Origin of the sequence: Amycolatopsis acidiphila (assembly GCF_021391495.1) — a bacterium.
In the GTDB taxonomy this organism is placed as follows: Bacteria; Actinomycetota; Actinomycetes; order Mycobacteriales; family Pseudonocardiaceae; genus Amycolatopsis_E; species Amycolatopsis_E acidiphila.
The window spans coordinates 6,473,312-6,491,311 of sequence record NZ_CP090063.1; the positions used below are offsets into that span (position 1 = coordinate 6,473,312).

At 67.0% G+C, this 18,000-nt stretch carries 13 protein-coding genes; 2 read left to right on the plus strand and 11 right to left on the minus strand.

What is annotated here, in order from left to right:
* Nucleotides 1–22: 22 nt before the first annotated feature.
* Both gltB and LWP59_RS31695 read left to right on the plus strand, forming a co-directional pair.
* Entirely contained in the window at nt 23–4,552 is a 4,530-nt protein-coding gene (gltB, locus tag LWP59_RS31690; protein ID WP_144636508.1) for a glutamate synthase large subunit, read from the plus strand.
* Nucleotides 4,545–5,999, plus strand: a complete 1,455-nt coding sequence (locus LWP59_RS31695) for a glutamate synthase subunit beta (RefSeq protein ID WP_144636510.1) — start codon at nt 4,545–4,547, stop codon at nt 5,997–5,999. Before gltB ends, LWP59_RS31695 begins: the two co-directional genes overlap by 8 nt.
* A gap of 50 nt (nt 6,000–6,049) precedes the next feature.
* On the opposite strand, the gene LWP59_RS31700 is transcribed toward LWP59_RS31695, so the two are convergent.
* The 11 genes from LWP59_RS31700 to LWP59_RS31750 all read right to left on the minus strand — a co-directional run bounded on the left by LWP59_RS31700 (nt 6,050) and on the right by LWP59_RS31750 (nt 17,878).
* Complete coding sequence (locus LWP59_RS31700) at nt 6,050–7,039, minus strand: DMT family transporter (protein ID WP_144636512.1); 990 nt, start codon at nt 7,037–7,039, stop codon at nt 6,050–6,052.
* A gap of 206 nt (nt 7,040–7,245) precedes the next feature.
* A complete protein-coding gene (locus LWP59_RS31705) occupies nt 7,246–8,532 on the minus strand; it encodes a methylaspartate mutase (RefSeq protein ID WP_186383162.1) in 1,287 nt (428 codons plus the stop codon).
* Nucleotides 8,529–8,993, minus strand: coding sequence for a cobalamin B12-binding domain-containing protein (locus LWP59_RS31710; RefSeq protein ID WP_144636516.1), 465 nt, complete (start codon nt 8,991–8,993; stop codon nt 8,529–8,531). The genes LWP59_RS31705 and LWP59_RS31710 overlap by 4 nt, the downstream gene beginning before the upstream one ends.
* A 7-nt stretch (nt 8,994–9,000) precedes the next feature.
* Nucleotides 9,001–10,242, minus strand: coding sequence for a type III PLP-dependent enzyme domain-containing protein (locus LWP59_RS31715; RefSeq protein WP_144636518.1), 1,242 nt, complete (start codon nt 10,240–10,242; stop codon nt 9,001–9,003).
* Nucleotides 10,239–11,765, minus strand: a complete 1,527-nt coding sequence (locus LWP59_RS31720) for an AMP-binding protein (RefSeq protein ID WP_325062720.1) — start codon at nt 11,763–11,765, stop codon at nt 10,239–10,241. Before LWP59_RS31720 ends, LWP59_RS31715 begins: the two co-directional genes overlap by 4 nt.
* The gene (locus LWP59_RS31725) at nt 11,762–13,333 is read right to left on the minus strand and encodes an amino acid adenylation domain-containing protein (RefSeq protein ID WP_144636671.1); all 1,572 of its coding nucleotides are present in this window, start codon (nt 13,331–13,333) and stop codon (nt 11,762–11,764) included. Before LWP59_RS31725 ends, LWP59_RS31720 begins: the two co-directional genes overlap by 4 nt.
* Nucleotides 13,333–14,238, minus strand: a complete 906-nt coding sequence (locus tag LWP59_RS31730; RefSeq protein WP_144636522.1) for a hypothetical protein — start codon at nt 14,236–14,238, stop codon at nt 13,333–13,335. The genes LWP59_RS31725 and LWP59_RS31730 overlap by 1 nt, the downstream gene beginning before the upstream one ends.
* A complete protein-coding gene (locus LWP59_RS31735; RefSeq protein WP_144636524.1) occupies nt 14,235–15,266 on the minus strand; it encodes an acyl-CoA dehydrogenase family protein in 1,032 nt (343 codons plus the stop codon). Before LWP59_RS31735 ends, LWP59_RS31730 begins: the two co-directional genes overlap by 4 nt.
* Before the next feature lie 43 nt (nt 15,267–15,309).
* Nucleotides 15,310–16,464, minus strand: a complete 1,155-nt coding sequence (locus LWP59_RS31740; protein ID WP_229857783.1) for an acyl-CoA dehydrogenase family protein — start codon at nt 16,462–16,464, stop codon at nt 15,310–15,312.
* Nucleotides 16,465–16,490: 26 nt separating this feature from the next.
* Nucleotides 16,491–16,751 (minus strand): phosphopantetheine-binding protein, encoded by a 261-nt coding sequence (locus tag LWP59_RS31745; protein ID WP_144636526.1) that lies wholly within the window; start codon nt 16,749–16,751, stop codon nt 16,491–16,493.
* A gap of 14 nt (nt 16,752–16,765) precedes the next feature.
* Entirely contained in the window at nt 16,766–17,878 is a 1,113-nt protein-coding gene (locus LWP59_RS31750; RefSeq protein ID WP_144636528.1) for an acyl carrier protein, read from the minus strand.
* Nucleotides 17,879–18,000 lie beyond the last annotated feature (122 nt).

The following is an 18,000-nucleotide window of genomic DNA, read 5'->3' on the forward strand; positions in this document are numbered from 1 at the left end:
ACGCCCAAGGAGGCGGCCAGCCGTGACCCGCCACAGTTCGACCAGGCCGGAAGGCCTTTATGACGCGCAGTACGAGCACGACGCCTGCGGCGTCGCCTTCGTCGCCGATCTCGCCGGCCGGCGAGATCACGAAATAGTGCGGAAGGCTCTCGTCGCGTTGCGCAACCTCGAACACCGTGGCGCCAGAGGAGCGGAACCCGACACCGGCGACGGCGCCGGCATCCTCATCCAGGTCCCGGACGCGTTCTACCGCGCGGTCGTGGACTTCGCGCTCCCCGAGGCCGGCGGATACGCGGTGGGCACGGCTTTCCTGCCCACCGGCGACACCGCCCGCGGCCGTGCCATGAGCGCCATCGAGGGCATCGCCGCCGAGGAGGGCATGGCCGTCCTCGGCTGGCGTGAGCTGCCCGTCGACCCCGAGCACGTGGGGCCGACCGCGAAGAACGTCATGCCGCATTTCAGCCAGGTCTTCCTGGCGCCGCGCGAAGAAGGGGTGGCGGGGCTCGCGCTCGAACGCCTGGCCTTCTGCGTGCGCAAGCGCGCCGAGCACGCGCTCGAGCCCGAGGGCGTCTACTTCCCCAGCCTGTCCTCGCGGACCATCGTCTACAAGGGAATGCTGACCGAGCCCCAGGTCGAGCGGTTCTTCCCCGACCTGACCGACGAGCGCGTGGTCAGCGCGATCGGGCTCGTGCACTCCCGCTTCTCCACCAACACCTTCCCGTCGTGGCCGCTGGCGCACCCCTACCGGTACGTCGCGCACAACGGCGAGATCAACACGTTGCGGGGCAACCGGAACTGGATGGACGCGCGCGAGTCGATGCTCGCCACCGACCTCATCCCCGGCGACCTCAAGCGGCTCTTCCCGATCACCACCCGCGGCGCCAGCGACTCGGCGACCTTCGACGAGGTGCTGGAGCTGCTGCACCTCGGCGGCCGCAGCCTGCCGCACTCGGTGCTCATGATGATCCCGGAGGCGTGGGAGAACCACGAGGAGATGGACCCGGTCCGCCGGGCCTTCTACGAGTTCCACTCCGCCCTGATGGAGCCGTGGGACGGGCCCGCGCTCGTGTCGTTCACCGACGGCACGCAGATCGGCGCGGTGCTCGACCGCAACGGCCTGCGCCCGGCGCGCTACTGGGTCACCGAGGACGGCCTGGTCGTGCTGGCCAGTGAGGTCGGCGTGCTGGAGCTGGACCCGGCGAGCATCGTGCGCAAGGGGCGCCTGGAGCCCGGCCGGATGTTCCTCGTCGACACCGCCGAAGGGCGGATCATCGACGACGAGGAGATCAAGGGCGGGCTCGCGACCCAGCACCCGTACGGCGAATGGGTCGACAACGGCCTGGTGCGCCTGGAAGAACTGCCCGAGCGGGAGCGCGAGGTACCCACGCACGCCTCTCTCGTCCGGCGCCAGCAGGCCTTCGGCTACACCGAGGAGGAGCTGGAAACCCTCCTCGAACCCATGGCCCGCGGGGGTGCCGAGCCGATCGGCTCGATGGGCAACGACTCGCCGCTCGCGCCGCTGTCGAGCAGGCCACGGCAGATCTTCGACTACTTCACCCAGCTGTTCGCGCAGGTGACCAACCCGCCGCTGGACGCCATCCGCGAGGAGCTGGTGACCTCGCTGGGCACGCAGCTGGGCGCCGAGCCCAACCTGCTGGAGGCCGGCCCGGAGCACTGCCGCAAGATCGTGCTGCCGTTCCCCGTGCTGGACAACGACGAGCTGGCCAAGCTCGTGCACATCAACGACGACGGCGAGCTGCCCGAGTTCCAGGCGGTCACCGTGCTCGGCCGGTACGAGGTCGACGGCGGCGGCAAGGCGCTCGTCGAGCGGCTCAACGAGATCTGCACCGAGGTGTCCGAGGCGATCGAGGACGGCGCGCGGCTGATCGTGCTGTCCGACCGCGGGGTCGACGAGCGGCACGCGGCGATCCCGTCGCTGCTGCTGACCGGCGCGGTGCACCACCACCTGGTCCGCCAGAAGACCCGCACGCAGGTCGGCCTGGTCGTCGAGTCCGGTGACGCGCGCGAGGTGCACCACATCGCGTTGCTCATCGGCTACGGCGTGGCCGCGGTGAACCCGTACCTGGCGATGGCCACCGTCGAGGAGCTGGCCCACCAGGGCAAGATCCCCGGCGTCACGCCGAAGCAGGCGACCCGGAACCTGATCAAGGCGCTGGGCAAGGGCGTGCGCAAGACCATGTCGAAGATGGGAGTGTCCACTGTGGCGTCCTACACCGGCGCCCAGATCTTCGAGGCGATCGGGCTCGGCGAGGAGGTCGTCGACACCTGCTTCGCGGGCACGACGTCCCGCCTGGGCGGCGTCGGCTTCGAGACACTGGCGCAGGAGGTGACCGAACGGCACAAGCGCGCCTTCCCGCGCGACACCATGCGCCCGGCGCACCGCGAGCTGGAGACGGGCGCGGACTACCAGTGGCGCCGTGAGGGCGAGCCGCACCTGTTCAACCCGCAGACGGTGTTCAAGCTGCAGCACTCGACGCGCTCCGGGAAGTACGAGATCTTCAAGGAGTACACCAAGGCCGTCGACGACCAGGCCGAGAAGCTGATGACGCTGCGCGGCCTGTTCGACTTCAAGGTGGGCGAGCGGCCGCCGGTGCCGGTCGAGGAGGTCGAGCCGGTCTCCGAGATCGTCAAGCGGTTCGCCACCGGCGCGATCTCCTACGGCTCGATCTCGATGGAGATGCACCAGACCCTCGCGATCGCGATGAACCGCCTCGGCGGCAAGTCCAACACCGGGGAGGGCGGCGAGGACCCGGAGCGGCTCTACGACCCGGAGCGGCGCTCCGCGGTCAAGCAGGTGGCGAGCGGCCGGTTCGGCGTGACGAGCGAGTACCTGGTCAACGCCGACGACATCCAGATCAAGATGGCGCAGGGCGCGAAGCCCGGCGAAGGCGGCCAGCTGCCCGGCGCGAAGGTGTACCCGTGGATCGCGAAGACGCGGTACTCCACGCCCGGCGTCGGGCTCATCTCGCCGCCGCCGCACCACGACATCTACTCGATCGAGGATCTGGCGCAGCTGATCCACGACCTGAAGAACGCCAACCCGGCGGCGCGGATCCACGTGAAGCTGGTGTCCGAGGTCGGCGTCGGGACCGTGGCGGCCGGCGTCTCCAAGGCGCATGCGGACGTCGTGCTCATCTCCGGGCATGACGGCGGCACGGGCGCCTCGCCACTGTCGTCGATCAAGCACGCCGGCGGGCCCTGGGAGCTCGGCCTCGCCGAGACGCAGCAGACGTTGCTGGCCAACAGGTTGCGGGACCGGATCGTCGTGCAGACCGACGGGCAGCTCAAGACGGGCCGGGACGTGGTGATCGCGGCCCTGCTCGGCGCCGAGGAGTTCGGCTTCGCGACCGCGCCGCTGGTGGTTTCGGGCTGCATCATGATGCGGGTCTGTCACCTCGACACCTGCCCGGTCGGCGTCGCGACGCAGAACCCCAAGCTGCGCGAGAAGTTCAGCGGCAAGGCCGAGTACGTGGTGAACTTCTTCGAGTTCATCGCGCAGGAGGTCCGGGAGTACCTGGCGGAGCTGGGTTTCCGGTCGATCGAGGAGGCCGTCGGGCACGCCGAGCTGCTCGACAAGCGGCGTGCGGTCGAGCACTGGAAGGCCGCCGGGCTCGACCTGGCGCCGATCTTCCACGTGCCCGAGCTGGAGCCGCGGGCCGCGCGGCACCAGGTCGTCGCGCAGGACCACGGGCTGGACAAGGCATTGGACAACACGCTCATCCAGCTGGCCGAGGGCGCGCTGTCCTCTGGCGACCGGGTGAAGCTCGAACTGCCGGTGCGCAACGTGAACCGGACCGTCGGCACCATGCTGGGCTCGGAGCTGACGAAGCGCTGGGGCGGCGAGGGCCTGCCCGACGACACGATCGACGTGACCTTCACCGGCACGGCGGGGCAGTCGTTCGGCGCGTTCGTGCCGCGCGGGATCACCCTGCGGCTCATCGGCGACGCGAACGACTACGTCGCGAAGGGACTCTCCGGCGGGCGGGTCGTCGTGCGGCCGCCGCGGGAGTCGCAGTTCGCCGCGGAGGAGCACATCATCGCGGGCAACGTGATCGGCTACGGCGCGACCGCCGGCGAGATCTTCCTGCGCGGCAAGGTCGGCGAGCGGTTCTGCGTGCGCAACTCCGGTGCGCTGGCCGTCGTCGAGGGCGTGGGCGACCACGGCTGCGAGTACATGACCGGCGGCCGCGTGGTCGTGCTCGGCGGCACCGGCCGCAACTTCGCGGCCGGGATGTCCGGTGGCGTGGCGTACGTGCTGGACCTCTCGCCGCTGCGGGTCAACCGGGAGATGGTGGACCTGGACCCGCTGGACGACGAGGACACCGAGTTCCTGCGCGACGCCGTCGAACGGCACTACGCGGAGACGGAGTCGGTGGTGGCGCACGCGTTGCTGGCCGACTGGGACGTGGCCGTCGAGCGGTTCGGCAAGGTCATGCCCAAGGACTACAAGCGGGTTCTGCAGGCTCAGGCCGCGGCCGAACGCGACGGCCGCGACGTGAACGACGCGATCATGGAGGCGGCACATGGCTGACCCCAAGGGTTTTCTCACCACCAAGCGGGAGACCCCGAAGACCCGGCCGGTCGACATCCGGATCATGGACTGGCGCGAGGTCTACGAGGACTTCCACTCGAGCAAGCTGGAGAAGCAGGCCGGGCGCTGCATGGACTGCGGCATCCCGTTCTGCCACCAGGGCTGTCCGCTGGGGAACCTGATCCCCGAGTGGAACAACCTGGTGTGGCGGCAGGACTGGCGCGACGCGATCGAGCGGTTGCACGCGACCAACAACTTCCCGGAGTTCACCGGCACGCTGTGCCCGGCGCCGTGCGAGACCGCGTGCGTGCTCGGCATCAACGACGACCCGGTGACGATCAAGCGGGTCGAGATCTCGATCATCGACCGCGCGTGGGAGGAAGGCTGGGTCCCGCCGCAGCCGCCGGAGACGCGGACGGGCAAGAAGGTCGCCGTGGTCGGCTCCGGACCCTCGGGCCTGGCCGCGGCGCAGCAGCTGACCCGCGCCGGGCACGATGTGGTGGTGTTCGAGCGGTCCGACGCCATCGGCGGGCTGCTGCGGTACGGCATCCCCGCGTTCAAGATGGAGAAGTGGCGGCTGGACCGGCGGCTGGACCAGATGCGTGCGGAGGGCACGGAGTTCCGGGCCGGGGTGAACGTCGGCGTCGACATCACCGCCGAGGAGCTGCGCTCGTCGTACGACGCCGTGGTGCTGGCCGGTGGCGCGACCGCGTGGCGCGACCTGCCGATCACCGGTCGCGAGACGACGGGCGTGTACCAGGCGATGGAGTACCTGCCGTGGGCCAACCGGGTCGCCGCGGGCGAGCTGGAGGCGCCGCCGATCAGCGCCGAGGGCAAGCACGTGGTGGTCATCGGCGGCGGTGACACCGGCGCGGACTGCGTCGGCACCGCGCACCGCCAGGGCGCCGCTTCGGTGACGCAGCTGGAAATCATGCCGCGGCCGCCGGAGGCACGTTCGGACGCGCACCCGTGGCCGACGTACCCGATGATCTACCGCGTGTCGTCGGCGCACGAAGAGGGCGGCGAGCGGCTGTACTCGGTGAACACGCAGGAGTTCGTCGCCGACGACGCGGGCGAGTTGCGGGCGCTGCGGCTGGTCGAGGTGCGCAACGAGGGCGGCAAGTTCGTGCCGGTCGAGGGCACCGAGAAGGAGCTGCCGGCGCAGCTGGTGCTGCTGGCGATGGGCTTCGTCGGGCCGCAGCGGGAGGGCCTGCTCGAGTCGCTGGGAGTGGAGCTGGACCAGCGCGGCAACGTGGCCCGTGATGAGGCGTTCCGCACGAGCCTGGACAACGTGTTCGTGGCCGGCGACATGGGCCGTGGCCAGTCGCTGATCGTGTGGGCGATCGCGGAGGGCCGCGCCGCCGCCGCCGGCGTCGACCGCTACCTCATGCCGGAGCGCGACCTCCTGCCGGCGCCCATCTCGCCGACGGACCGTCCGATCGCCTGAGTTCTCCTCGACCGCCTCCGGCAGACCTGCTCTGCCGGAGGCGGTCCCGCTCATCCGCCTCGCGCGCCGGCACGCGCCGGCGAACGGCGAGATGCCGCGAGGATGACGCCCGCCGCGGCGAGCGTGAAACCCGCTATCGCAAATCCCGACAAAGGCTCGTCCAGCGTGACCGCGGCAATGATCGCGGTCACCGAGGGAACGAGGAAGAACATCGTACTGGCTCGTACCACCTCGCCACGACGGATCATCGCGTAAAACAGGGTGAAGGCGATGATGGAGTTCACCAATGCCAGCCAGCCCACGCTGAACACGAACAATCCGGCTTGGTCGATGTGCACGTCTTCGAAGACGAAGGCGCACGCGGCTGCCAGGCAGGTCGACGCGAGCAGCTGGACCGCAGCCCCGGTCCTGAGGTCCATTTCCGGGCAGAACTTCTTCTGATAGACAGTGCCACCACTCAGCGCGAGCAGGCCCACCACCGTCACGACGACGCCCGCGAAGTAACGCTCGGAAAAGTCGAGTCCCTTCGCCACGGCCAGGACAACCCCGGCGATGCCGAGGAGGAATCCCCACAGCTGCCTCGGGGTCAGTCGCTCACCGAGGGCAGGCCCGGCGAGCAACGCCGTGAGCAGCGGATTGAGCCCGATCACCAGCGACGAGATGGCGGCGGGCACACCAAGCTTGAAGCCGCTGTACACAGCGAGAAACTGCAAGCCCTGCACCAGGACCCCGGCAACCGCGATATGCGCGAAGGCCCGTTTGCCCTTAGGCCACGGAGCCTTCGTCAACCCCACGATGCCGAACATGACGAGTGTCGCCAGACCGAACCGCGCGAGCAGAAGAGTGAACGGCGGCGCGCTCCGGACGCCTAGATCACCGACGACGTATGCGCTGCTCCACGCCAACACGAATGTGACCGGCACCCCAGCTGTGAGTGCGATCGATCTCAGTCCCGGCCGGCTCGGCGACCTGGAGCGCAACCAGGCCATCCGCTCGAGAAAGCCCCAGTCCAGAGCCTTCGTGCTGTCACTGTTTCTCATGGTGCTCCTGAAAGTCTCGAGCGCGTAGAGCTTGGCAGGATCATGACCTGGGAAACCGAGAGCCGACGAGGCGGTCCTGGCCGAATACCTTCATTGTGACGTTCCACAAAGGAAATTTTTCTTATTTTAGGTCGGTAACAGCCGTCTTTCATCCGCTATCCCAGTGAGGACATGGCAACCGCCGAGCGTAATAAGAGCCCTGATCCCTACACACGGTCACCCCGGCTGTTATGACGAATTTCTGACTCATAGTCGAACTTACGCTGTACATAAGTCAACTCTTCGAGTAAACGCGCCGCAGAACGCGGACGCGGTTTGACGCGCCATACCGATCCACGGAGAGGCAGTGAACCGGTATCCTCCCATCGAAGCCAGCCGTCGCGATCAATCCTGCTCCTGGTAGCGCCGTTGTTGTCAGGGTGCAAACTGAACGGGAGATCGAGCAGGCCTTTCCCGAAGGCGATCCGCAACGCGATGCCGAGATCGTCATCGAGATCGAGAACAGCTCGTACGATGGCGGCGGCTTCCGCGTAGGTTTGGGAATCACTCTCGAGTGGGACGCCCGAAGGTGGCAGCACCTCGGCAAATGCGGCAGCCTGCTCCAGGGCCGAGATGTTCTCCTGGACCGAGGGTATTCGCTGCGCCTCCACAGTGGTCTTGACGATCAGGCGCTCCGCTCCCGTATACACGGCGAGTGCGACAGCCTGCTCCAAAACCCGGGCTCCACCCGCTGCCGTTCGCGGATAAACGCCCATATAGGCGTAAATGACAACGTGCCAATCTACTGCGGGTAGAAGCTCACGACACAATCGGCGTAATGCGGCGACCGCCTCACAGTCCTGCTCCAAGTTGGTCTGCTGAGCGTAACTGAGTGAGATGCTCCGGAGACCGTGCTGGACGAAGAAGAGCCCCTCCAGAATCGCGATCGCGACCAGTTGGCCGGGTGGGCAGAGCTGTCCGAGCATGCACCCGCCGAACGTCTCCAGATGTGGCTCCATCTGTTGCGACCGGAGCTCCGCCAAGCCGTCGCAACACTTCGCCCAACTCGTTATCGACTCGCGCAGCGGCGTCCGGCCATAGGGAAGGCAATAGGACACGGGCCCTCCCTCAGTCGCGCCCAAGGGAATCGCACGCAATACCTCGAAGACCCCGAGCGGTAGGGCTGTGCCGTGCCGCACCTGGATGGGAAAGTCCTGGTCCGAGACCGAAGCCACCCATCGCGTTACGTCGACCGGATGAGTGACCAGCGGATAGCCGTTGAGCGGGATGCCCTCCCGCAAGGCCTGCTCGGCAAGATCGAGGCGGCCGACTCGGGTGTGGGCGTCCAGGGTTATGGTTCCGGCAGTAGTCGCGTCAGCGTGCCTGGTGGCAAGCAGCCCGGCGCGCATCGCGGCAGGTTCGGCGAAGCCCATCCGGGGCTGGACGACCAGGTTGCCACGGTTCGCCTGCCGCCGTACGTACCGGCCGAAATCAGACTGGTCCGTGGTCATCATGGCCGTGCGCAGGGCACTGTGGTCGACGTGCGGGACATCCGGCCGGCTACCTCCTCGGCCATCCCCGCCAACAGTTCACGAAACACGGCCAAAGAGCGTTCGTCGTCCGCGAAGATCTCGTCGAAGCCCGCCGCCAGGAGCCGCACCGATCGTCCTTCCGCACCGGCCTGGTTCACACTGAGCTTTCCCCCAGCCACCACCCGCATCGGCTCATGCCGGGCATGTCGCCGCAGTCGTCCGATGAGGTTCAGGCAGTCCTGGTAGCCGTGACCGTTCACGCTGCTGATGACCACCAGCACGGGGCGATGCAGGCAACACTGCGACACCAGGAGATCCTCCGGTACGCACGGCCCCAGATTGACGACGTGGAACCCGTACTCCTCAATCAGCAGTTGCAGGAACACGAGATTCCATGTGTGTGCATCCGAAGGGGTGGAGCTCACGATCACCACACCCGGCATCTCCCTGTCACCCCTTTCCGATGGCGTTCTCGTAGACACGACGGTGTTCGAGTCGTGACACGGATACGACGGCACCGTCTCGTACGACGACTTCGGCCGGCGCGGGGCGGCTCAGAAACGCCAGCAGGCTCGCAGTCGGCCCGTAGGCACCAGCGTTCGGTATGGCGATGACGTCGCCGACCGACAGGTCCGGCACCTCCGCGCCTCTCGCCAAGATGTCACCCGGAGTGCATAGCGGACCTGCCAGACTGACCCTCTGCACTACCCGGTCCGCTTCAACGGCGACCTCGGCCGGCAGTAGCCTGCCGACCCCGGACAGCCCACCGAAAGTGTTGACCCCGCCGTCGAGCAGTACGAAACGACGCCCCCTGCTGGTCTTGACGCTTCGCACGCCGAGCAAGAGCGTTCCGCACTCGCCCACCAGATAGCGGCCCGACTCCACCGCAATCCGGACGCCGCCCGACCGCCATCGCGGAAGATGCCTGTCCAAAGTGTCTTCCAGTGCGGCGCGCAACCCCGGATACCGATGACGTGTACCGGCCCGCCCGTAGGGGCAGGCGAACCCACCGCCGATGTCGACCATGCGCACTGGCCGGCCTAGCTCCTTTTCGAGCCTGGCCGCCGCCGCGACGGCGTGGTCGAACTCGGCGACCAGGGCTTCCTCGCTCTCGGCGTTGCTCTGGGAAAAGAAGTGGAACCCGACGACATTGGTTCCGGGAACCCCCTCCAGCGTGGGTACGGCGCCCCGGAAACTCTCACTGTCCATCCCGAACTGGCTGGGCCTGCCTGTCATTCGGGCGCCCGAGACCCCGGGAACCACCGGCTCATTGATCCGCACCAGGCAGTCCGCGACGACTCCTGCCTCCCGCGCCGACGATCCGATGCACCTCAGGTCGGTGACCGACTCCGCGGAGAAGAGCCTGACCCCGGAACTCAACGCGAAGCGCAGTTCGTCCTCGGTCTTCGCGGGACCCGTGTAGAGAACGTCTGCCGGGTCGTGGCCGCCTTGCGACGAGGCGGCGAGCTCACCGGCCGAACTGACCTCGGCTCGGCATCTACGCTCACCCTCGACGAGGGAGCGGATGAGTTCCGGGTGCGGATTCGCCTTCACCGCATAAAAAGCTTCGACTCCGCTCGGGAGACTCTCGAACAGGTCCTCTCGCGCCGCGAGGACCTTGTCCAGGTCGTAGACATACAGGGGTGTCCGATACCGCCTGACCAACTCGCTGCGCTGGGTGGCCGTCGTCATCCGTTGCTCCGCTTCAACAGCATTGCCATTTCGTCGCGGGCATGCTTCCCGTTCGGGGTACGGGGAAGCTCGTCCACCACATGGCAGCTGGCCGGCACCTTCGCTGGTTCGAGACGATCCGCCAGCTCCTTGAGTACTCGGCTCGCAGAAAGCGCTGTCTCCGCGAAAATCGCCAGGTCGTGGTGTTCAGCCGGAGGCACGACCGCCGCCGCCTCGACGCCTGCGACGTCCATCGCCGCCTGCTCGATCTCGGTAGTGCTCATGCGGACGCCCTTGCGCTTGAAGACCTCGTCGCGCCGCCCTTCGAAGTACAGGTAGCCGTCCTCGTCGAGAGAGCCGTAGTCACCGGTGTGCAACTGGACTCGTCCAGTCCTGCCGTCTCGGCGAAACACTGTTCGGGTGGCTTCCGGGTTGCGCCAGTAACCGGCCATCACATGTGGTCCGGACACGACGATTTCGCCAACCCTTCCGGCCGGGAGCGGATTGCCGGCGGCGTCGCTGATCCACACCTCGGTGCCCGGGAGGGCGCGGCCGACCGAACCGAGGCGCTCGTTGTGTTCGTCCGGCGGCATGACGGTGATCCTCTTCGCCTCCGTCTGACCGTATTGCCGAACCACTCGCGCTCCGCGAAACCGCTCGGACAACTCCTGGATCATCGCCGGCGAGAGCGCGGCCCCCGTGTTGCTGAACATTCGGATTCGGGGAAGTCGTCCGGCCTCGCGTTTCGCGAGACGAAGAATCATGGCTGCGAAGGACGGCACGATCGGCACCACGGTGGTACCGGTTTCGCTCATCCGGCTGAGCAGAGTGAGGTCGGTCCCGCCACCGGCGAGCACGATCTCGCACCGGGCACAGCACGTCATGATCAGTTTGTACAACCCGTAGTCCCAGGAAAGCGGGAACCTGCAGAAGACGACATCCGCAGACCGATAGCCCAGCACCGAAGTCAGTGCGCAACAGCTGAAAACGATCTGCCGGTGCGGACAGACTACCGCTTTGGGGGTCCCGGTGCTGCCCGACGTATAAATGAGTACCGCCGGATCCGACGGGCAGTTCTCGTACTGCTCGACCTCCGGATCGGACGAGCAGAGGTCTTCGACTTCTGCCCATACATGGTCGACCTCGTGCACCAGCACCGAAGCGATCGACCGCAGTATCGAGGCCCACGGTACAGCGGTGATCACGATGGCCGGCTCGGCGTCGGCGACGATCATGCGAAGCTGAAAGGCCTTGGTCATCGGATCGAGCGGAACGAGCACGGCGCCGGCGCGCGACACGCCGAAGACCATGGCCGCGAACTCGCGGCAGGCAGGTAGCTGGATGAGCACGCGATCGCCAGGTCGTAGGCCTTGACGTCGTAACCAGGCTGCAAAAGCCACGCTATGTCTTGCCAGTTGCCGATAACTCCAACGGCCTGCCGAATCTCGCACCGCCGGCGATTCGGGCGCATCCTTCACCGCACCGTCCAACATGTGGTGCACGAGAGCACCCGTGGGTGAGTCCTGCCGCGCGGTGTGCATCATTCCCGACCCCCCGGGGAACTCGAAACCTCACGCCGGGAACCCGGATTGATTTTGGCCAGCAACGAACGACGATCGACCTTGCCGCTCGCGCTGAGCGGAAATTCCCGGAAGACGGTCACCGAGGAGGGCGCCATGTACTCCGGCAGGCGCTCGCGCAGCCTGCTGGTCAGCGCCACCGCGTCGAGGTCCCGCCCGGTACACGCCGCCACGACCTCGTCGTTGCCGGCAATGGAAACCACGAAGGCAACGGCATCCACCACACCGGCCTCGGACCGCAGTACCGACTCCACGTCCCCCAGTTCGACCCGGTAGCCGCGTATCTTCACCTGCTGGTCGGTCCGTCCCAAGTGCACAAGCCCGACGTCCGACAGGCGCACCCGGTCCCCGGTGCGGTACCACAGCCGATCGGACGGCTGAATCGGCTCCGAAACAACCCGCGGGGTTCCGCCCTCCCATTCGACGAAACGCCCGGCATTGTCGGCCGGGTCGAGGTAACCGGGAAAGCGCTGAACCCCCCGGACGCACAACTCGCCCTCCGTGTCCGGGAAACCTTGCTCGTTGAGCACCAGCCGCTCCAGGCCCGGATACAACTGACCGATCGGCAGGACCTCGCCGCCGGATCGCCCTTCCCGCAACGAGTGCGGGGACACCCGGTATTGGCTGCAGCTCAACGTCAGCTCGGTCGGTCCGTAGAGATTCTCGATGACGCTCGCCGGCGCGGCGGCCTGCCACGCACGCGCATGAGCCACCGTCAGTGGTTCGCCACAGAACAAGCTCCAGCGCAGCGCCGGCATCGAACTCGCGGACAGGGCGCGTAACCGCATCGCGAAGGACACCACCGACGGCACGGAGAACCAGTGTGTGAGCCCACGCGCGGCCACGAACCGCGCAGGAGCCAGCAGCTCCGCTCGGCTGGGCACGACGAGCGTCGCGCCCGCCCCCCAGGTCGCGAACAGGTCGAAGACCGACAGGTCGAAGGTGAGATCGAAGGTCTGCGACACCCGATCGCCCGGCATCAGGCCATAACGGTCTATGACGTAGGTGAGGAAGGCGGCGAGGTTCTGGTGGCGAATCGGCACTCCTTTCGGCCTGCCGGTCGACCCCGAGGTGAACAGGATGTAGCAGAGCCGATCCGGCTCGGACGAGCGCGCTCGTGGTCGCACCTGGCCGCGCAAGGAGTTGGGCGACGCCGGCAACGTAAGTGCTCTCGCAGACAGCTTCCGGACCGAGCAGTCCTCCTGGGCCAGGACGAAGTCCAGGCCGGCAGCGCCGGCGATCGCCGCGTTCCGCTCTTCTGGGAACCCGGGGTTCAGCGGTACCACGGCCGCCCCCAGCGAGGCGATCGCGAGGTACCCGGTGTACGCCAGCACCGATCGGCCGGCGAGCAGACCGATCCTCCGCGGCACAGCGCCGTTGTTGGCCTCCACGACGCGATCCGCCAACCGCTCGGCCCGAATGCGCAGCTGCTCATAGGTCAATACCTCGCCGGCCACTTCCAGAGCGGGTTCGGAGGCATACGCCCGCGCTGAGGTGGAAAACCACTCGTGCATCGTCGAACCGGTACCCATCACGTTCCCCCAGGATCGGGCGCGGCGAGGATGCGTCCGAGAGCCTGCTCCAGGAGACCTGGGCGAGGACGCCCGCGCCGGGCACTTTCGGTTGTCGTCCGGACGGCTCTCGGGAGGGCGCCCCACGCGCCGGCCGCTTCCGACGCGCCGTTCCCCGACATCGCCAGTCGATACCGTTGGTGGCGGCTCGCCGACCAGAGGTCCGGTGCCTGCCGCACCAGTAGACCGGGGTCGGTGCAGAACCGCCGGGACAGCACATCCAGGACAGTCGCAGGCTCCCGGCTCCACTCGGGATCGTCATTGCTCGTCGCCGGGACGGGCCCGGCCCGCTCGAGCCACCTGTAATGGGTGTGATCGGGCATGGTCGTCGCGTTACCCAAGGCGTGCCGCTCCCGGTGCAGCTGTTCGGTCGTCGGCCTCGTCAATGGGCTGATGGAAGCACGAAAGGCATCGTCTGTGAGCCAGCCGTCGTGGGGCGACTGTTCACCCCGCGCCGTCATCGCCGCGAAGTGGTCTGACACGTGCCAGTGCCCGCGCTCGTGCCGGTGCACCAGGAACCAGTGTGGCGCCTCGTCCCTGCCGGAGGAGGGCGACCACGGTAGGTGCCAGGTGTTACCGACAACGAGGACCCGGCCACGGCACTCGAGCTCCGCGTCGATGCCGGCCCGGGCGTTGTGCCAGTCCCTCGCGCCGCGATACGCCAGCACCGAGCCATCGCGACACGTATCGATTCGGTTGTAGTGGGAGAAGATCAGGACGTCCGACTTGGGGTCGGCCCCCACCCACAAGTGCACCGCGGACGCTAGTCGGCCGGCGACGTCCGGGTCCTCCACCTCGAGGTACGCGACCAGGTTGGCGGAATAGCAGGTCAGCAGATCGGTGCTGGTGAAGCCGGGTGCGTTCACGATTCGAGTTCTTTCAACAGGGCGGGAAGATGGTCCGCCACCACATCGAGCATGAGCTCCGTCGCGCCGCCGCCGATGCCGAACACGGCGGCCTCTGCCCGCATCTGTTGCACACCTCCGGACCGGAAACCATCGGCACCGTGGAACTGCGAGCACGCTGTCATCACCTGGTCGACCGTCGCGGCTGACGCCGCCTTGAGGAGGGCTCCCGCGACGGCGTCATGCTCAACCGCGATGCGCTCCCGCAACCGTTCCCAGAGCGCGTTCAGCCCGTGCAACTGCACGAGACATCCGGCAAGCCGCTGGCGAACCGCCGGATTCCGCGAGAGTGGAAGATCGTCGACCTGCCGGTCGTCGAGTCGCCGCACCGTCCGGGAGATGACCGTGTGACACAGGTGGATCGCCCAGGTAGCGGAGGCCAGCCGCTCGACCGTGATGTGTCGGGAGAACATGGCAAGACCGCGGCCGAAGCCCCCGAGGACCCATTCGGGTGCGATTTCGACTCCGTCGAAGGTCAGGTGCCCGAGGCCTGCACCTTCGAACAGTGTCGTGTCCACCGGGCTGACCGAAACGCCGGCGGCGGCCAGGGGTACGAGAAACCAGGTGAAGTTCGTGAAGTGCCGCCCAGGTCGATGTTTGGCCAGTACGAGTGCGTGGCGGGCGAAGAGCGCGGATGTCACCCAGCGCTTACGACCGCGGAGCACCAGTTTTTCCGTCCCCTCGAGTGCGACGGCGCTTTTCGCACCCACGAGATCCGATCCGGCTGTTTCATCGGTGGCCGCCACGGCCACAACTTCTTCACCAGCGAGACAAGCGTCCAGCACCTCTCTCGCGCACGGCGTGACGGCCGATTCGGCCAAGAGCGGAAGCGCCGTGGCAAGCTGAACAGAGAGGGCGAGGACGGGCCCCAGCCGGCCGTCCTGGCAGGCTCGCCCGATCAGACGTCTCAGTACGAGTGGGTCCAGATTGCCTCGGGGCGTCTCGCCATAAAGCTGACGGACCGCACCGGAGCTACTCAGCTCGGCCATCGTCCTGTCCATGTCCGGTGGGAGCCGGTCTCGCACGAACGAATCAGACAAAACCCACCTCCGGATCGAGCAAGGCGAGTCTCCCGTCGGCGAGGTGCAGCCGGTCATTGCTGAAGTTGAGCGCCGCCGAGCGGAGGTCGCGCAGTGAGCGCTCGAGGCCGGTGGGCGAGTCCTTCAGGTATCCGTGCTTCAACCCCACGACGTCGATCAGGTCTTCGATCACCCGGTAGCACTCCTCGGAAGCGGTGATCTTGAGTGAGTTGATCAACAGTTGGTACCGCGGACGCGAAAGGTCAGCGCCACCGTCCATTGCCCCCGAGACCGCTGCCGCCGTGTGGCGGGTCAGCGCATGGACGGTCTCCAGTCGCTGCCGCGCCCGTGACAATCTCGCCAGGAGCAGCTCCGATTCGAGGTTGAGTCGTCCACGCTCGGCAGGGGCGCGCAGCAAGCTGACGACTCGCGACATCGCCCCAGCCGCGGCACCCAACCAGGCGGCCGCCCAGCCCAGGTGTGCCAAGGGCGCGAAGCAGGTGACCGCGATCCTCCTGAACCCACCGTGTGCGCCGATGACCTGGCCGGCCGGGATGCGACCGGTCAACTGGAGCGCGACACTGTGGCTCGCGCGCATGCCGAGCGGGTTCCAGGCACCCGAAACCACAATGTCCAGTTGATCGCGATGGGCATAGACGAGCGAGACTTCGTGCTCGGACTGCGCCCGCGGACTCCGCACGCTCACCAGGAAACCGTCAGCGTGCGCGCCGCCTGTCACGATGGGTGCGAAGCGATCGAGAACCACGCTGTCGCCGTCATCGCCCAACTGTGACTCGGCGCTCAGCAGATGGCCGCCCTTGCCCGCTTCGGTAGTCACCGAAGCCAGGTACAACCCCTCGTCACCCAGCTGCGCCAGGAGATCGTCGCCGAAGGGCTGGGCGGCATGAGCGACGATGGCCGCGACCTGCTGACTGTGCATGGCAAAGATCATCGCCACGGAGAGGTCGACGCGGCCCAGCGCGACCGTCACCTCCAGCATGTCGTCCAGCGTTCCGCCAAGGCCACCGTGGTGCCTGGGCGCGAGCAGTCCGAGTAGTCCCTGCCTGCGAAGCTCCGTGAGCGCCGCCGTGGGGAACTCAGCTGCCGCGTCCATCTCCGCGGCGTGCTTCTGAACCACCTCGCAGACGTTGCCCACGCGGTCGTTCAAGCCGACTGCGGCAGGTGATGACACGATCACGTCCTGCCTGCCGCGGTAGATCCGTCACCGATGGCGGCAGACGTGGCCCGCCAAAGGCGGCCGGCGGTACTGAAGGTCTCCTCGGTCAGTACGTCTTCCGGCAACCGAATCGAGAAGGTGTCCTCCAGCGCGAACAGCAGCTCGATCGATTGCATCGAATCGAGCCCCAGTTCTCGAAGCGGGGCCTCCGCGGTCATCTCCTGCTCTCCCAGGAGCGGCAGGAAACGACGTAAAACGTCGACGAAGACGGCATCCATCCCTCTTCCTCTCGTCACACGGCCTGCCGGCGCGCGTCCCGCACCAGCTCGCACAGATCATCGACACGAACAAGCTTCTCGGGCAGCAGGCTTCCTGGCGGGAACTCGACGGCGAACACACGCTCCAACCGTTCGACGATTTCGATCATGCGCAGGGAGCTGAAGGCTGGGAGATTCGTCAGTTCACCCTGTTCCACGAGCTGTTCCGGGAGACCCAGGACCGTCGCGACGGTTGCCCGGACGCCCGCGTGAACGTCCGTGCCGTCGCTCACGGGCGACTCGGGCACGAAGACGCTGCCGTCCTCACCCAGCAGATTCCCCACTGCGGTGAACAACCCAGGCGGCTCCGGCCTGCCCTGGGCCACTCGCCGATACGCCAAGTACACCCTCGCGACCATTTTGCTCCATTCCTGGAGGTGCGTCCGCACCGCCGGAGAGACGTCTCCGCGAAATTCGCAGCGATAGCGGGTATGCAGGCGGCGAGATCGGTGCAGCAACCAGATCTCAAGGCTGAACCGATCTAAGGCCGTTTCCCGGTCCGGGTGCTCGGCATACGTCGACAAATACGAGCGCAGACTCTGCCGCGACATCTCGAACGACAACGGCGGCGGCGCCGGCAACGGTCGCGGTTCGAACCAGATCGCACTCAGATCGGGCAGCGTCCGGATCAGATCGACCACGGCGGATCGATCACGTTTGAACCGACACGGCTCAGCGGGTCCCCATATCGTTTCGTTTCGATAGCCATCGATGATCCAGACGCCGTCACCAGCCGGTTCCAGCAGGAAGCTGTGCTCGACGTGCTTCTGCCGGTAATAGGGCAACCACGGCAGGTACGCCGCGTCGGTGATCAGGTAAACGGGGACGTCGGAACCGAGGGCTTCGTGAGCGGACGCCGTATCGACGCGCTGAATCGAGGCGAGACCAAGCCTTTCGTCCGCCGCTTCCAGCTGCTGGCCCAGAGAAGGTTCGACAGTGGGCAACGAGTTCTGCCGTGAGCGCGGGTTGAAATGTAATTCCGCACCGAGCCGGTAAGGCGTGGCAGCGCCATGATAGTGACTCGCCAGGACCGCGAGATTGATCTGAAGACAATCGAAGAGCCCGGCATCGACCGACGATACGTCCATTTAGCTCCTTCCGGTCCGCCGGATGGATTCTTTGGAGATGTCAGGCAACCCCAGTGCTTCGTGGCACAGGTTGCACGAGCCCCGGCGGCTCAGCCAGGAGGCGCACTCAACCTTTTTGACAG

What these genes read in the sequence shown, in the direction of transcription:
- LWP59_RS31695 (WP_144636510.1), top strand. Translation starts at nt 4,545, where the DNA reads ATGGCTGACCCCAAGGGTTTTCTCACCACCAAGCGGGAGACCCCGAAG.
- LWP59_RS31700 (WP_144636512.1), bottom strand. Translation starts at nt 7,039, where the DNA reads ATGAGAAACAGTGACAGCACGAAGGCTCTGGACTGGGGCTTTCTCGAG.
- LWP59_RS31705 (WP_186383162.1), bottom strand. Translation starts at nt 8,532, where the DNA reads ATGATGACCACGGACCAGTCTGATTTCGGCCGGTACGTACGGCGGCAG.
- LWP59_RS31710 (WP_144636516.1), bottom strand. Translation starts at nt 8,993, where the DNA reads ATGCCGGGTGTGGTGATCGTGAGCTCCACCCCTTCGGATGCACACACA.
- LWP59_RS31715 (WP_144636518.1), bottom strand. Translation starts at nt 10,242, where the DNA reads ATGACGACGGCCACCCAGCGCAGCGAGTTGGTCAGGCGGTATCGGACA.
- LWP59_RS31720 (WP_325062720.1), bottom strand. Translation starts at nt 11,765, where the DNA reads ATGATGCACACCGCGCGGCAGGACTCACCCACGGGTGCTCTCGTGCAC.
- LWP59_RS31725 (WP_144636671.1), bottom strand. Translation starts at nt 13,333, where the DNA reads ATGGGTACCGGTTCGACGATGCACGAGTGGTTTTCCACCTCAGCGCGG.
- LWP59_RS31735 (WP_144636524.1), bottom strand. Translation starts at nt 15,266, where the DNA reads ATGGCCGAGCTGAGTAGCTCCGGTGCGGTCCGTCAGCTTTATGGCGAG.
- LWP59_RS31745 (WP_144636526.1), bottom strand. Translation starts at nt 16,751, where the DNA reads ATGGATGCCGTCTTCGTCGACGTTTTACGTCGTTTCCTGCCGCTCCTG.
- LWP59_RS31750 (WP_144636528.1), bottom strand. Translation starts at nt 17,878, where the DNA reads ATGGACGTATCGTCGGTCGATGCCGGGCTCTTCGATTGTCTTCAGATC.